Source organism: Leptotrichia sp. HSP-342 (assembly GCF_041199995.1).
Taxonomy (GTDB): Bacteria; Fusobacteriota; Fusobacteriia; order Fusobacteriales; family Leptotrichiaceae; genus Leptotrichia; species Leptotrichia mesophila.
Genome location: NZ_CP165646.1, coordinates 2,235,171 through 2,250,701 on the forward strand (window position 1 = coordinate 2,235,171; position 15,531 = coordinate 2,250,701).

Genomic DNA, 15,531 nt, shown 5'->3' on the forward strand with positions numbered 1-15,531 from the left:
ATTTTTTTACTAAATTTCTCAATTTTTACCCTTATTTTCTTCTGCCAAACATTTTATCCAAATCATTTCTAGAAAGTTTTACAATAATTGGCCGTCCATGCGGACACGTATATTTCCCAACTTCGTGAATCCTTCGAACCATATTCTGCATTTCAAATGCATCGAGTTTCTGTCCAGCCTTCACGGCTCCTTTGCACGACATCGAAATAATAATATTTTCGCGTAAATCCTTTATTTCAACTTCATTTTTCAAATCCATAAGTAACTGTAAAAATACATTTTCAATGCTATCCCGAAAATCAAAGGCAGGCACGGCACGAATGACAACTTCATCTTCTGAAAATTCATCAATGTCAAATCCAAAATCTCTAAAAATTTCAACATTTTCAAAAATAATATTTTTTTCAATTTGTGTAACTTCCATTTTTAGTGGCAATAATAAATGCTGTGATTCAATTTTCTTATTATAAAACTTGTCCTTTAGCTCTTCATACAAAATTCTCTCATGAATAATATGCTGATCATAAATTTCCAATTCGTGGTCTCTGCGAACAAGAATATATGTATCAAAAATTTGTCCTAGAATATCATAATGAATCTGCTTTCCAACATGTTTTTCAAACGTTCCGATTTTATAATGGGATTCATTTTCAGTATTTTCATTTATAATATCAAAATTTCTATATTCAGAAGTATTTTTATAATTCTCAAAATCACTTCTTTTATCCCAATTTTTCGTAGAATATTCATTCTTTGTCTTAAAGTTTTCCACATTGTTTTCCACAGTCATTTTTGAATTATCATTCATCTTATTCCATATTTCATCAACACTTAAATCATTTTCATTTTTGTTTTTTGTAAAGTTTTCACTATTTGAAAAACTATCATTACTCATATTTTTAGAACTATCAAAAAACTCAGAATTTTTATCATTTTCATTAAAATTATCTACTGAAAAATTATCTTCCTCATTTAAATTTTTAGTATTTTCTAAAACCTTTCCGTCAAAAGTTTCCAAACTTATAACTTTTTGATTTTCCCCCTTCAAAACATCATCAGAAAACAAATCATCCTTTTCCACAGCGACATTCTCGTTAATGTTAATATTTTTCTTTATCAGGTCAATATTAGGTTGCCAGTTTTCTCTGTCATTGTAGTAAAAAAAGTCATCAATTGCTGATTTTATTTCATTATAAACAATCTTATCATTCGAGAATTTTATTATTTTTTTGGATGGGTGAACGTTTACATCTATTTCCTTTGGATCGGTGTTGTAAAAAATAATGGCAAATGGATATTTCCCCTTCATTAGTTTAGTGTAATAGCCGTCTATAACAGCACGCTCAATAGTTGCTGACTTTACATATCGGTTATTTACAAAAGTAAACATAAAGTCCTTTGAACTTCGTAAAATTTCTACGTTACCTAAATATCCATATTCAAATTTTTTCAAATTTCTCAAAACTGACTTTCCAAATAATTCGAGGATTGCATTCTCAATACCTTTTCCACTTGTTTTTATCGTACTTTTTCCATCTAGTTCCAGCGAAAATGCCACATTACTGTTTGAAAGTGCTTCCTTTAGCACAATATCCCTAATTTTACCATATTCTGTTGACATTTTTCGTAAAAATTTCCGTCTGGCAGGCGTATTGTAAAATAAATCCCTGACTTCCATTTCTGTACCGACATTTCTCGAAACTTTCTCAAACTTTCTCACAACTCCGCCATAACAGCCAATCTTATATCCTACAGGACTATTTTCAGAACGTGTAGTAATCATAAGCTTAGACACCGCTGCAATAGATGACAGAGCCTCTCCACGAAATCCATAAGTATTTAAGTTAAAAACATCTTCCTTTTCCTTAATCTTAGAAGTAGCATGCCGCTCGACCGACAAAAGCGTATCGTCCTTATCCATACCAATTCCATTATCACTTACTTTAACATCAGTTCCAGATTTGAAAACTTCAATTTTTATCATTGTAGCCTTCGCATCCAGCGAATTCTCAATCATCTCCTTAATCATCGAAGCTGGATTTTCTACAACTTCCCCAGCGGCAATAATATTTGACACTTTTTCATCAAGTATTTTTATATATCCCACAATTTTTCCTCCTTTTTCATCAGTTTTTCTTTTTTAAGACAAATACAGCTATCACACAGATAATTAATCCAGCAACTGCAGGCTTCAACATTGACAATGCACTCTTGCCAGTTAAAAGGTAGCTGTTAAATATTTTAAGAATTGCAGTTGCTATTAAAATTAATAAAAGTAATTTCCAGTTTTTTGTCCAAGTTGAAACTATTATAAAAACAAAAAAAATTATAACAGTAAAAAGTAGGACAATTTTATCTATTGTCCATCCACTTTTCAAATAATTTGCTTCAAAATTTAAAAATTTTACAATTTCAGGATTAGTTATATTTGGCTTTGGAAACCAGAACATACTCGTAAACAGACCAAAAATAGAAATTGAAATTCCTGAAACCCTCTTTTTGTATGCACTCCAGATTATTGGAATAATAAATAGTGGTCTAATATACCAGCTTAGTATATTACGGTGTCGCTGAAATGCCCACATAAAAAATATGTTATTACTAAAAAATAAATAAATTAAAATTATTGTCATAATTCCAAATAATATGCCTATAGCTATGTCAAATTTTCTTGATTTATCCATTATTCAAAATCCTTTCCAAAATATATCTTAACTCTTTCAATATTAAACTGATAAAATCAAATAATTTTAGAAATAATCATAATTTTTTATTTTCAATTTCAAATTATACTCAAACCTACTTAAAATTAAACTACTAAAAATTATATAAATTTAGGGTTTGAGTAAAATAGTCATAACTTTTGAGTTTTGTTTTAAAGCAGTTTTACTATAATTTTCACAATTATAATTTCACAGTCTTACTCACAATAATCTTATACTTTTCTTCAAAAATTCCTGCTAATTTTTCCAAATCCTCTTCCAGACAAAGTACCTTCACATTAGGCCCCGCATCCATTGTAAAATAACATTTCTCCCCATTATTTCTCAAATTTTTTACAAAATCCATTGCTTCATAAGTTTTTTCATTAAAATATGTAAACGGAGGATTTGCAGTTTCAATTGTCTTGTGCATTCTAAGAGCATTCTCTTCTGTCAAAGTTCCTACTTTTTCAAAATCATTTTCAGCAAGATATTTTTTCATATTTATAAAGTCAATTTCAGACTGTTTTACCCACTCGTCAAAATATGTCGAAGTTTTGGCACAAAGTTCCATTCCATTTCGGCTTGAAATTTCCTTTTTATTTTCATTCAGCACAAGCACAATCATTGCCAGCCTCAAATCTGTCTTTACCTCATAAATTTCTCCAGTATCCTTGTCCCAAGCCGCAACAGGTCCAAAAAAGCTTCTCGAAGATGAACCAGAACCAAATTTTGAAATCTGTGCAAGTTCAGATTGCGTATAGCTTTTTCCAAAAAGTTCATTACAAGCCTTTATTACAGCCGATAAACCACTCGAACTGGAAGAAAGGCCAGCAGCTGTCGGCATATTATTTGTTGTAGAAATTTTTACCTTCTGACTTCTATTTTTCCTGAATAAATCCACAACTTTACTAATCTTTTCTGTATGTACACTATCCTGCAATTCTCCATTCAAATAAAACAAATCTGTCATATCCCCAAATTTATCTTTACAATTTTCACTTTTTATCTCTTTTTCAACTGCAATTTTAATATCTTCATCATTTATAAATTCCATCTCTGTTTCTGTAAACATATCGTTAAGGGTAAGAGAGATGCTGCTTGTGGAAGGTATCATTTTTTCTGCATCTTTTTTTCCCCAATATTTTACAATCGCAATATTAGCATAAGATTTGACTTTTACCATTTTTACTCCTTTTTTTATTAAATTTTCTCCACCCAAATATTCTCTGCTCCACATTTTAACAATTCATCTTTTATTTTTTCTACAATTTCCAGATTCTTAGCAAGTGCGATTACACAGCCTCCTAATCCTCCGCCAGAAATTTTTGCCCCACTTGCTCCGTTTTCGATTGCTGTTTTTACAAATAAGTCTGTTTTTTCAATGGTTATATTCAAGTTTCCGAGTTCTGTATTTGCTTTTGTCATAATTTTTCCTATTTTATCAACTTTTTCTTCTTTGGATTCAATATTTTTAGTTAAGATTTTAGTTATTTCATCTGTCAATTCACCTAGTTTCTTTAAAGAAATATCAGCTTTATTTCCTAAATTTTTCACATTCTGAATTGCCTCACCAGTATTTCCATAAATGCCCGTATCTGCAATTACAAGATATGCATCAAGATTTAAGTCAATGTAAGAAAATCCCTTATTTTTTATGAATTTTATGGCTTTATCGCTTAGGCACGTTTTGGCATCTAGCCCGCTTGGAGTTTTATGAGCCACAATTTCAGCCGTATGAACTAGTTTTTCCAGTAATTCATCATCCAGATTTTCCTCAAAGTAGTCAAAAACCGCTCTGATTGCGGCAATACTGACTGCTGCTGAAGAACCCATTCCACGTTTTGGCGGAATTTGAGAAGTTACCTTGTATTTTATTTTTGCATTTTCTTTTTTTAAATGTCTTAATGCAGTAAAAACTGCAACTGAAAGAGTGTCTGTCTTGTTATAAAAAAAGCTAGTTTTTGCTTCTTCAACTACACATTCAATTTCAATCTTTTTTAGTGGGATAGCAATGGCAGGATAACCATAAACGACAGAATGTTCTCCAATTAATATGATTTTACTATGTGATTTTCCGATACCTTTTTTCATTATATTTTCCTTTTTTACTAAAATTATACAAATTTATTATACTAAAAAAGTTAGAATAATCCAACACTTTTTTATATATTTTCAAACTTTTTCAAAATTTAAAGAAATTAATATTTGGATAGAATAGGACGCCTTTTTCAGATTTGTTTTTTACAAATAAAAAACTCCAAGTTCATAAAATACTTAGAGTTTTTATTCTATTCTCAAACCCTATAAAATTAAAAAATGAAGACTAAACTAATTAGGGCTTGACGGATACTGTCATAATAGCTTTTGAGTTTGATTTAAAATTTTTATAGTTTATTTTTAATCTGCAAGAAGTTTTGCACTAGTTAAACGTAATCCTCTATATCCATTACCTTGAAAATAAATTTTATAAGTATAACCACTTGAAACAGAAGATAATCTACCACTTGTAAATTGAAATGTTTTTTCTGATTCATTGCTTTTACAAGTTACAGATTTACTTGTTTTGCTTGTAACATGACACTCTTTAACAAATCTTGAGAATCCTAATACTCCAAATGCTAAAAATCCTACTAAAATTAATTTTTTCATACCAATCAGCTCCTTTTTTATTTCTTATACCTTTTATAATTACAGTATATCACATAACGTAAAAAAGTCAAGTATTTTTTTAAATTTATAAATAAAATTTTATAATAAAAAAGAGCATCTATAGAAATCTTGCTCTTTTTTAAATCATTAAATACTCTATTTTAATTCTTTCTTTGCTTTTTGGAATAAATCTTCTATAAATTCCCCTTTATTTATATCATTATCTGAAATTTTTATAGTTCCTGGAATTCCCCTTGTAAAAGTATAAATGTTATAATTCCATTTATTCTTTGTAGTAATTTGACGAATATTTTTATTTTCTGATGCCGCTACTTCTGTAACTTCTATCTGTCCTTTGTATTTGTTTTTTTCAAATAACTTCAAAATACTTACAAGTGCAGATTCATCGTGCTTTTCTATAATAAACTCAACTTTATCTGCTCCTGAAAGGTTTTGATACATCTGTTTTGCAAAATCTCCATCCTTTTTCATTCCAAAAAGAAGATTTGCAAGTCCTCCTCTATTTATTGTTCCTGATATTATTGGACTTTCATAATTGTCATTAATAACTCCAATTACAACTTTGTCAAAAGCTGAAAACGAAAGTGTTCCAAAAATAATAAATAGTGCTAAAATTAACTTTTTCATTTGTCTCTCTCCTTTTTTATTTTTTTCAGTTTTATAAAGAATTTTAGTTGATATTATATTTCTATCTTCTTCTTCCCTTCATAAATCCTCCACCAAGTCCTGGAATACCGCCACTGTTGAACATTTTCATCATTTGTTTCATTTGTTCAAACTGCTTTATCAATTTATTTACATCATTTACCTGAACTCCGCTTCCTTTGGCAATTCTCATTTTACGGCTTCCATTTTTTAGAAGTTTTGGATCACGTCTTTCCTGAACTGTCATTGAAAAAATGATTGCTTCGACCTTTTTCATTTCCTTTTCAGCCATTCCCATGTCAATCATGCTAGTGTCAACTCCTGGTATCATTTTCATAATTCCAGCAATTGATCCCATTTTTCTTATCATTTTAAACTGCTTTAAAAAATCTTCAAAGTCAAACTGGTTCTTTCTAAATTTCTCTTCCATTTTCTTGGCTTCTTTTTCATCAATGGCTTCCTGCGCCTTTTCTACAAGTGAAACAACATCTCCCATTCCAAGAATACGTGAGGCAAGCCTGTCTGGGTGAAATGGTGCGATATCATCCAGTTTTTCCCCTTCACTTATAAATTTAATTGGCTTTCCTGCAACTTCCTTTACTGAAAGGGCAGCCCCTCCACGAGTATCTCCATCCAGTTTTGTAAGCACAACCCCAGTAATATCAAGCTGTTCATTAAACTCTTTTGCCACATTAACTGCATCCTGTCCAGTCATTCCATCAACTACAAGCAAAATTTCATTCGGATTAAAACTGTCCTTTATATCTTGCAGTTCATTCATAAGCTGCTCGTCAATGTGAAGTCTTCCCGCCGTATCAATAATCACATAAGTTGCATGCTCATTTTTTGAAGCCTCGATTCCCTGTTTTACAATTTCCACCGCATCTGTACTTTCATCAATCGTAAATACAGGAACTTTGACTTGCTCTCCTAATACCTTCAATTGCTTTTTCGCAGCAGGTCTATAAACATCTGCTCCAATCAGAAATGGCTTTTCCCCTTTCGATTTCAAATGCTTTGCCAATTTTCCAGAAAACGTAGTTTTCCCAGCTCCTTGAAGTCCAGAAAGCATTACAATAGTAGGATTTTTATCAGCTTTAGCAATCGAGACATTTGAACCTCCAAGCACTTCCACAAGTTCATCATTTACAATCTTGATAAATTGCTGTGTAGGATTAACCCCGCTAATAACCTGTTCTCCCAATGCCTTTTCCCGAATCTTTGCCACAAAGTTCTTAGCCACGCTGTAATTTACATCCGCTTCAAGCAATGCCAGTCTTACTTCTCTCAAAGCATCCTTCATATTGTTTTCCGTCAATTTTCCCTGTCCGCTGACTTTTTTGAATATATCCTTAAATCTGTCTCCTAAATTATTGAACATTATTAATTTTTCTCCTTGATTTTATATATTTTATTTAATTTTTACTGAGTATAGGATAACATATTATAGGGAAAAAGACAATAAGCATAGCAGGTTATTTATGAATTTGCAAAAAATATGGTTTAATAAATGAAATTCAAATAAAAATCATAAGAATAATAAATTTTTATTCACTAAAATATACCCAGCCCTGTAGCAAGCAAACTCATAAAAACTGGAAGAGTCAAGAGTTTGAGATTAATTCTAAAAAAATTTTAAAAATAAGTTTATTGTAAAACTAGAAATGAGGTAAATAAATATGAAAAAAATAAATTTTATAAAAAAGGGAAATAAAAAATTTGCTTTATTTTCAATGTTATTTCTAATTTTAAGCTGTTCCAACAAGACTGGAAATAACGTAGAAAATAAAAATAATACAGCGGATACTGAGCAGCAAAAGACAATTTCTCAGGAAGATTTGCAAAAGTACACTAAAAATGCCGTACAGACACAGGATGCTTTTGTAAGTGTACATAACAGCGTTAAGGATTCAATTGTAAATATCAGAACTAAAAAAACTGTTATAGTAAATACGTATAATCCGCTGGAAGAAATGCTTTTTGGACGTTCTGGAGGACAGGAAAAACGTGAATCAGGGTCACTAGGTTCAGGATTCGTTGTTTCAAAGGATGGATATGTTGTTACAAATAATCATGTTATTGACGGTGCAGATGAAATTTATGTAAAATTCTCAAATGGACGTGAATACCGTACAAAACTTGTAGGAACTTCACCAGAAGTTGATATCGCTGTACTGAAAATTGATTCAAACGAGACTTTTAAACCGTTAGAATTCGCAAATTCAGATCAAATCCAAATCGGACAGTGGTCAATAGCCTTTGGAAATCCATTGGGATTGAACGACTCGATGACAGTTGGAATTGTAAGTGCTGCAGGACGTAGCTCGCTTGGAATTGAAGAAATAGAAAACTTTATTCAAACAGATGCTGCTATCAATCAGGGAAATAGTGGAGGCCCGTTAATTGACATAACAGGAAAAGTTATCGGAGTAAATACTGCGATTTATTCACAAAGTGGAGGAAGTGTAGGAATCGGATTTGCTATTCCGGCAAACTTGGCAATGACAGTCAAAGATTCAATTATCGCAAATGGTAAATTTGAAAAACCATACATTGGCGTTTCTATGGGAAATTTAGATCAAGACAAAATAAAAGCCCTTAATCTGAAATCTTCAAACGGAGTATTCATAGTCGATGTTGTGCCAAATAGTCCAGCCGCGGCGGCAGGAATAGCTAAAAATGATGTTATTACAGCTGTTGATGGAAAAGAAGTAAACTCTGCGGGTGCATTTGTTGGAGAAATTGCCGCTAAAAAAGTTGGACAAAATATAAAATTAACTGTATATAGAAATGGACAGCCAACAGAGGTGGCAGTAACGCTCGTAAAAACTCCTAGTGCGATTGAGCAGCAACGTATTATACAGCAAAGACAGCAGCAACTTGGAAGATAATAAAAAAGGTGAAAGAAGTATTCCAGTCATTGATTGGGATATTTTTTTATAAAATTAAAGCAATAAAAAATGGAGAAAACTCTTTATTATAAGTTTAGCTCCATTTATTTTTTTATTTAGTTAGCTCTTTTATTACTTCCAACGCTTTTTCGTAATCTGGATGTTCTCCAACTTCTTTTACATATTCTACATATTTAATAATTCCGTCTTTATCTACAATAACAGTTCCTCTTGACAATAATCTTAATTCTTTTATTACAAATCCATATTTTGTTCCAAAATCTAACTCTTTATGGTCTGAAGCCGTTAAAGCGTTTTTAATTCCTTTGTCTGCACAATATCTTCCTAATGCAAATGGTAGGTCAGCCGAGATTGTAAGTAGTTGAACATCATCTCCAAAACTTGCTGCTTCCTGATTAAATCTAGCCAGCTGTAAAGCACATACTCCAGTATCAACTGATGGAAATACTGCTATTACAACAACCTTTCCTTTATAGTCACTTAATTTTACTTCCTTTAATTCTGGTGATAAAACTGTAAAGTCTGGTGCTGTTTCTCCAGCTTTTACTTCGGTTCCCACAAGAGTTACAGGATTTCCCTTGAATGTTACTTTATTTTTTATTTCTGCCATTATTCCTTCTCCTTCATTTTAATTATAATTTTGCTAATTGTAAATATTTGTAAATAACTTCTCATTACTTAAAAAACTAAAATACTACAACTTCATATAAAAATAAAATTTAAATAAAATAACTATAATTGAAGAATTTGTTTTTTAAAATAATTTAATTACAATTTTTATATTTACAATTGTCTACTTTTTGTAATTATAACACATTTAAAATTGTTTGTATAGAAAAATTATTTGATTTACAAATAAATTTATTTCTTTTCTAAAATATGTGTCATCCCCTGTTCCACGATATGCTTTATATGATCGTCTTCTAGTGAATAATACACGACTTTCCCTTCTTTTCTATACTTAACAAATCTTCCCTGCTTTAAAACTCTTAGCTGATGCGAAATAGCAGATTGAGTCATTTTCAAAAGATTTGCAATATCATATACACACATTTCTTCTTGAAATAAGGCACTTAATATTCGCATTCTAGTTGTATCTCCTAGTATCTTAAAAAAATCAGCCAAATCATATACAACTTCCTCTTCTGGCATCATTTTTTCGACCTTTTCCACAATATCCTTATGAATAGCCTTTATTTCATAATTTTCATTTTCTTCTTCCAGTATTTTATTCATTTTCCCTCCCAGTTCTTGGAATATATATTGTTATTATATCACGTATTTAAATAAGTGCAAAATTAGATTTTTTCTTTGACAATATAGATTGTATAATATGTTGTAACAAAATACACCATCCTTTATAATACAGTTGTTCAAGCTGCTATTAATAAAAGGAAAGTATTTATATGACTAATAAAACTAACAGTTTTTCTCATATTAAATAGAGGTGTAAGTATCATATGGTATTTACGCCTAAATATAGAATTATACATAGTCAAAACAGGAAAAATGTGAGAGAAATTCTAAGAAAATTATGTGAATACTAAGTCCTTTGTATTAAACTCCATTAAACTAACTAAAAATAATGAGGTATAAAATAATAGAGTGATGAAAATGGCAAAAGCATATGAAATAAGAATAATTATAAAAAAAATGAAGATATAAGAGATATGGACAATTAAAAGAATAAGGAAATAGCTTAAATTTTAGATTTCCATCATAAAGTTGTGAACAAATGGATAAGTATATTTTCAGATCAAAGAATACAAGGGGCTTGTGAACAAGCCAAAGAGTAAAAATATAAAAATATGACATTTAAATATCTGAAACTGTTCGAAGAATAGAAAGAAAAAGGTAAATTGTTAAGCACAAATGAAATAAAGGAGGCATAGGCATATATTCAACTAGTTAGGCATAGCATTGACGGATACACAGAGTTTTTAATCCTAGAAGCAGATATCCAAAGAAAATAGATGATAAAGCGATTGAGCAGTCTAAACAAAGTTACCAGTCTGGTGCAGCAACAAGTTCAGACCTAGCATTCCCTACCATTATATAAGGACAGATATGCTTTAGTTATACCCAACTGCAATACAGATAATATTAACGTTTTTGTGAATTAACTATCTGAAATCTGCAGTATAGTCTGTGATGGAGCGGCCTGGCATAAATCAAAAGATTTAAAAACACCAGAAACATTATAATAGCACATACCATTGAACAAATCTGAAATAAGAAAAAAGGAGTTCTGATAACAGGATATTCAAGACATTAAATGCTGTAGTTGACAAGTTATGTGATACTATAAAATCACTTACAGATGAACTGATAAAAAGCATAGCTCTTCATCAATGGATTTATTCTGTATGTTCTTTTATTTTATAAATATTATTATTTTCATTAGATCTGTTCGATAACCTATAGTTCAAAATTATAAATTGCACAAATTAACGAAAATCTCAGGGCAAATTTTCTTCTCTTCTTTCTGTAACGTGTAGACACTATCCTGAATTTCTTGATATACCTGTTCACATGCTCTATGTAGATTCTCCGCTTTGAAATAGTTGAATTGTATTTTCTATCTTCTTTAGTTAATTTGTTCCTTTTTGTCGATTTTTCAGGTATCAAGCTATTACTGTGTATCTTATTCATGCCTATGTATCCTTTGTTGGCAATTAAAAGTATATCTTTTAAAAAATGCACGCAGCTTTTGCAGAACAGCTTAAAGTCATGAACGCTTCCATGTGAAAATGAGATATTAAGTATCCTCAGATCTTTTTCGTCTGCCACTATCTGAGCCTTTATCATGTGCTTTCTCTTTTTTCCTGAGTAATATTTCCGCTGTTTTTTAGGACGTTCAATCTCGCATTCCGTAGCGTCAACCAGTACAACCTCTATCTCAGTGTCCCTGACAAGCTCCCTCTTTTTATCAGTATATTCTCAGCTCATTTAACATACTCATAGAATGTCTCATTCAAAAGTTTCAGCATTTTATCAAAAGTGTTCTTTTTAATACCAAAATTTTTCTGATAGTTTTCTTCCTTAAGTTTTTTTATTCTTTCAACATTTTTTCATCACCAGTATTATTATACCCTAATATTGTTCTTTATACAAGGTTGTCAAACAGGTCTAATGATATTTTTGGAGCTAGATATCTGTTCCTATACAATTATTTTAATCTTGTATACTGGACAGTAAAAGAGATTTATTCCGAAAGTTCTGTATATCTCCTTTGATGAAATGAATATCTTGATCTGGTAATATTTTACTTAAAAGGATCAATTGTATTTTTATCGATTTGAGTTCAAGAAAAATAGAGTATATTAAATATCTGTGATATATATTACATAATATTATTAATTTTTATGATATAATTTCATAATGGACAATTTTACATTTTTTATAATTAGAGCCAAAATTCATTTGCAACTTTTTGAGATTTAGCTCTTTTTAAATAAAAATATTAATGTTATAAGAGGAGATTGAAATGTTTAGTTTAGACGATACACTTTATGAGATTATAGACAAGTATCCTGAAGCTCTTGACTTTTTTATTGCTAATGGGTTTGAGCAATTGAAAAATAAACAGATGCTTGAGGTTATGGGGAAAAATATTAAGTTGAAAACGGCACTTATGTCAAAAAAAATTAATCAGGAACTGTTTGTTGAAAAGCTGGAAACATTTTTGCAAAAAGATGCAGATATTGATGTTTCACTGGATGAAAGCAAAGCTGATGAAAATAGTGACTTGATAATTGAAGGAGTTCTACCTTGCCCTATCAGAATACCACTTTTAGAAGGTATAAAAGACTGGGTAAACGAACAGAATGAGAAAAATGATTATACTATTTCATATACCTTAAAATCAGCAAATTTAGGGCTTGACTGGGTTGTGGAAAAAGTTAAGACAGGTAATCCTGACAAAGTTTCGGATATATTGCTTTCGGCTGGATTTGAACTGTTTTTTGATAAAAATTTGATGGGGCAGTACATGGAAAATGGTATTTTTGAAACACACCTTGAAAATATGAATAAAGATTTCTGCAACGAAACTATTGATTTGCGGGATCCTAAAAAACGTTACGCAATAATGGGAGTTGTGCCAGCAATATTTTTGATAAACAAGACTTCTTTAGGAGATAGAAAAGCACCAGAAACTTGGGCAGACTTGTTAAATGACGAATTTGAAGACTCAGTTGCATTGCCAATGGCTGATTTAGACTTGTTTAATGCCCTTCTTGCAAATCTTTACAAAGATTTTGGAATGGACGGGATACATAAATTGGCACGTTCATACAAAAAAAGCCTGCATCCAGCTCAAATGGTAAAAGCCAGAACTCGAACACCAGAAGCCCCTGCTGTCAGCATTATTCCATACTTCTTTTCACAAATGATTGACGGAACAGGAGATTTGGAGGCTGTATGGCCAAAAGATGGAGCTTTGCTAAGCCCAATATTTATGATTACCAAAAAATCTAAGGCAGATAAAATCAAGCCATTTATGGACTTATTTATGTCAAATGAAATTGGAACAATTTTTTCTGCAAATGGAAAATTCCCGTCAACAAATCCAAATGTGGATAACCATTTAGAAGAACATCAGAATTTTAAATGGATTGGCTGGAATTACATCTATAGCCATGATATTGGAAAAATTATTCGTGAATGTGAAGATGAATTTAATAATGATGTGCAAAAAAGCCTTGCACAATAAAATTTAAAAAATAAAAAAGGAGAGATAACTATGAATTTAATAATATTTTCAGGCCCACCATCATCAGGAAAAACAAGCGTTATTCTAAAAACAGTAGAAGCCTTAAAATCACAAGGAATGTCAGTTGGAGTAGTAAAATTCGACTGCCTTTACACAGATGATGACAAATTATACGCAAAAGCGGGAATTCCAGTAAAAAAAGGAATTTCAGGAGCTTTATGTCCAGACCATTTCTTCGTATCAAATATCGAGGAAGTTGTACAATGGGGAAACAGCCTTGGGCTTTCAATATTAATTACAGAATCAGCAGGCCTTTGCAACAGATGTTCGCCATATATCAAGGACATCAAGGGAGTCTGTGTAATCGACAATTTATCAGGAATTAATACGCCTAAAAAGATTGGACCATTATTAAAAGCCGCTGATATTGTGATTATTACCAAAGGAGACATTGTTTCACAAGCTGAACGTGAAGTTTTTGCCTCACGTGTGAACTCTGTAAATCCAAAAGCTGTAACAATGCACGTTAACGGGCTTACTGGACAGGGAGCGTACGAATTGAGTACACTTCTTTATGAGAAAGAATTGGAAATAGACAGCGTTCAAGGAATGGAACTTAGATTTCCAATGCCATCGGCACTTTGCTCTTACTGCTTAGGAGAAAAGAGAATCGGTGAAAAATACCAGATGGGTAATGTCCGAAAAATGAATTTACAGCAATAAAAAAATAGATAAAAATAATAAAAAAGGAAAAAATATGAAAAATAACGATTTAATAAATAAATTGACTATTAGTGAACTTAGCAATAAATATCCCTTTGCAGAAAATTTTTTTACTGAAAATCACTTGCCTGTGGAAACTTTTCAGGATAAGACATTTCACGAGTTCATCGTAACTTTTTCAGAAGATAAAATTGAGGACTTTGCACTGGATGTGGAAAAAATTGAGGAAAGTCTAGTTGATTATATTGAGCAGATGAAACTTTTTTTGGGAATGGAAGAGGAAAATTCGATTGATATGCTTACAATTGTCGCTGGACAAGATAAATCTGGGAATAAAGAGGGATTTGAGCGGCTTGATATTCATAAATCAGAAATTATTTCCATTGTTGGGCCTACAGGCTCTGGAAAATCAAGACTTCTTGCCGACATCGAATGGACTGCCCAGAAAGACACTCCAACACAGCGTCAAATCCTTATAAACAGTGAACTTCCAGACAAAAAATGGCGTTATTCCTCAAACAACAAATTAGTCGCACAACTATCACAAAACATGAATTTCGTTATGGATTTATCAGTAAAAGAATTTCTAGAACTGCACGCTCAAAGCCGAATGATTGAAGACATTGATGAAACTGTAGAAAAAATCATTACTGCTGCAAATAATCTGGCTGGAGAGCAATTTGACTTAACTACTGCAATCACAGCCCTAAGTGGTGGACAATCCCGTGCTTTAATGATTGCCGACACAGCCATTTTAAGCTCATCTCCAATTGTCCTAATTGACGAAATTGAAAATGCAGGAATTGACAGGAAAAAAGCCTTGGAATTACTTGTTTCATCTGACAAAATCGTATTAATGGCAACACACGACCCAACATTGGCACTAATAGCAGATAAACGAATTATAATAAAAAATGGTGGAATCAGTAAAATTATTACAACAAGCCCTGAAGAAAAGAAAATTTTGAAAAAACTCGATGAAATGGATGATATTATTCAAAAAATGAGAAGTGATTTAAGAAAAGGGGAAATTTTAAAAAGTGATTTTTAATCAAGAAATTTGTTTTTAAAAATTAATAATAAAAGTAAATTAGGGAGAAATATTCAGAATTTGTTTATTTTCTCCCTTTTTAAATAGAGAGTAGAGTGAACTGGAACAACT

At 31.2% G+C, this 15,531-nt stretch carries 14 protein-coding genes and 1 pseudogene; 5 read left to right on the plus strand and 10 right to left on the minus strand.

From position 1 onward, the window contains the following. Window positions 1-31: 31 nt before the first annotated feature. The 7 genes from mutL to ffh form a co-directional block, all read right to left on the minus strand. Complete coding sequence (gene mutL / locus AB8B23_RS11145; protein WP_369712801.1) at window positions 32-2,107, minus strand: DNA mismatch repair endonuclease MutL; 2,076 nt, start codon at window positions 2,105-2,107, stop codon at window positions 32-34. 19 nt (window positions 2,108-2,126) lie between these two features. Then, a complete protein-coding gene (locus AB8B23_RS11150; protein WP_369712802.1) occupies window positions 2,127-2,684 on the minus strand; it encodes a hypothetical protein in 558 nt (185 codons plus the stop codon). Window positions 2,685-2,904: 220 nt separating this feature from the next. Beyond that, on the minus strand, window positions 2,905-3,942 hold the full coding sequence (mvaD, locus tag AB8B23_RS11155; protein ID WP_369712803.1) for a diphosphomevalonate decarboxylase: 1,038 nt from the start codon (window positions 3,940-3,942) through the stop codon (window positions 2,905-2,907). Further along, window positions 3,906-4,796, minus strand: a complete 891-nt coding sequence (mvk, locus tag AB8B23_RS11160; protein ID WP_369712804.1) for a mevalonate kinase — start codon at window positions 4,794-4,796, stop codon at window positions 3,906-3,908. Before mvk ends, mvaD begins: the two co-directional genes overlap by 37 nt. Before the next feature lie 306 nt (window positions 4,797-5,102). Continuing rightward, window positions 5,103-5,354, minus strand: coding sequence for a hypothetical protein (locus tag AB8B23_RS11165; RefSeq protein WP_021744407.1), 252 nt, complete (start codon window positions 5,352-5,354; stop codon window positions 5,103-5,105). Window positions 5,355-5,510: 156 nt separating this feature from the next. After that, window positions 5,511-6,002, minus strand: a complete 492-nt coding sequence (locus AB8B23_RS11170; protein ID WP_369712805.1) for a hypothetical protein — start codon at window positions 6,000-6,002, stop codon at window positions 5,511-5,513. 61 nt (window positions 6,003-6,063) lie between these two features. Beyond that, on the minus strand, window positions 6,064-7,401 hold the full coding sequence (gene ffh, locus AB8B23_RS11175; RefSeq protein ID WP_369712806.1) for a signal recognition particle protein: 1,338 nt from the start codon (window positions 7,399-7,401) through the stop codon (window positions 6,064-6,066). A gap of 298 nt (window positions 7,402-7,699) precedes the next feature. Between ffh and AB8B23_RS11180 the strand changes: the two genes are divergently transcribed. Further along, window positions 7,700-8,911, plus strand: a complete 1,212-nt coding sequence (locus tag AB8B23_RS11180; protein ID WP_369712807.1) for a S1C family serine protease — start codon at window positions 7,700-7,702, stop codon at window positions 8,909-8,911. Window positions 8,912-9,023: 112 nt separating this feature from the next. Here the strand turns inward: AB8B23_RS11180 and tpx are convergent, their stop codons facing one another. Continuing rightward, a complete protein-coding gene (gene tpx, locus AB8B23_RS11185) occupies window positions 9,024-9,542 on the minus strand; it encodes a thiol peroxidase (protein ID WP_006805499.1) in 519 nt (172 codons plus the stop codon). 251 nt (window positions 9,543-9,793) lie between these two features. Further along, window positions 9,794-10,168 carry an ArsR/SmtB family transcription factor gene (locus tag AB8B23_RS11190; protein ID WP_369712808.1) on the minus strand — a complete coding sequence of 125 codons (375 nt, stop codon included), beginning with the start codon at window positions 10,166-10,168 and terminating at the stop codon, window positions 9,794-9,796. A gap of 170 nt (window positions 10,169-10,338) precedes the next feature. Here AB8B23_RS11190 and AB8B23_RS12000 point away from each other — a divergent pair. Next, window positions 10,339-10,473: pseudogene (locus tag AB8B23_RS12000) on the plus strand (IS200/IS605 family transposase); the annotation flags it as partial. 877 nt (window positions 10,474-11,350) lie between these two features. On the opposite strand, the gene AB8B23_RS11195 reads toward AB8B23_RS12000, so the two are convergent. Then, entirely contained in the window at window positions 11,351-11,830 is a 480-nt protein-coding gene (locus tag AB8B23_RS11195; RefSeq protein WP_369713938.1) for a transposase family protein, read from the minus strand. Window positions 11,831-12,419: 589 nt separating this feature from the next. On the opposite strand from AB8B23_RS11195, the gene AB8B23_RS11200 reads away from it, so the two are divergent. The 3 genes from AB8B23_RS11200 to AB8B23_RS11210 are packed head-to-tail and all read left to right on the plus strand — an operon-like array spanning window position 12,420 to window position 15,420. Beyond that, complete coding sequence (locus AB8B23_RS11200; protein ID WP_369712809.1) at window positions 12,420-13,646, plus strand: ABC transporter substrate-binding protein; 1,227 nt, start codon at window positions 12,420-12,422, stop codon at window positions 13,644-13,646. A gap of 30 nt (window positions 13,647-13,676) precedes the next feature. Continuing rightward, on the plus strand, window positions 13,677-14,369 hold the full coding sequence (locus AB8B23_RS11205) for a GTP-binding protein (protein WP_006805894.1): 693 nt from the start codon (window positions 13,677-13,679) through the stop codon (window positions 14,367-14,369). Window positions 14,370-14,403: 34 nt separating this feature from the next. Further along, window positions 14,404-15,420, plus strand: coding sequence for an ATP-binding cassette domain-containing protein (locus tag AB8B23_RS11210; RefSeq protein WP_369712810.1), 1,017 nt, complete (start codon window positions 14,404-14,406; stop codon window positions 15,418-15,420). Window positions 15,421-15,531 lie beyond the last annotated feature (111 nt).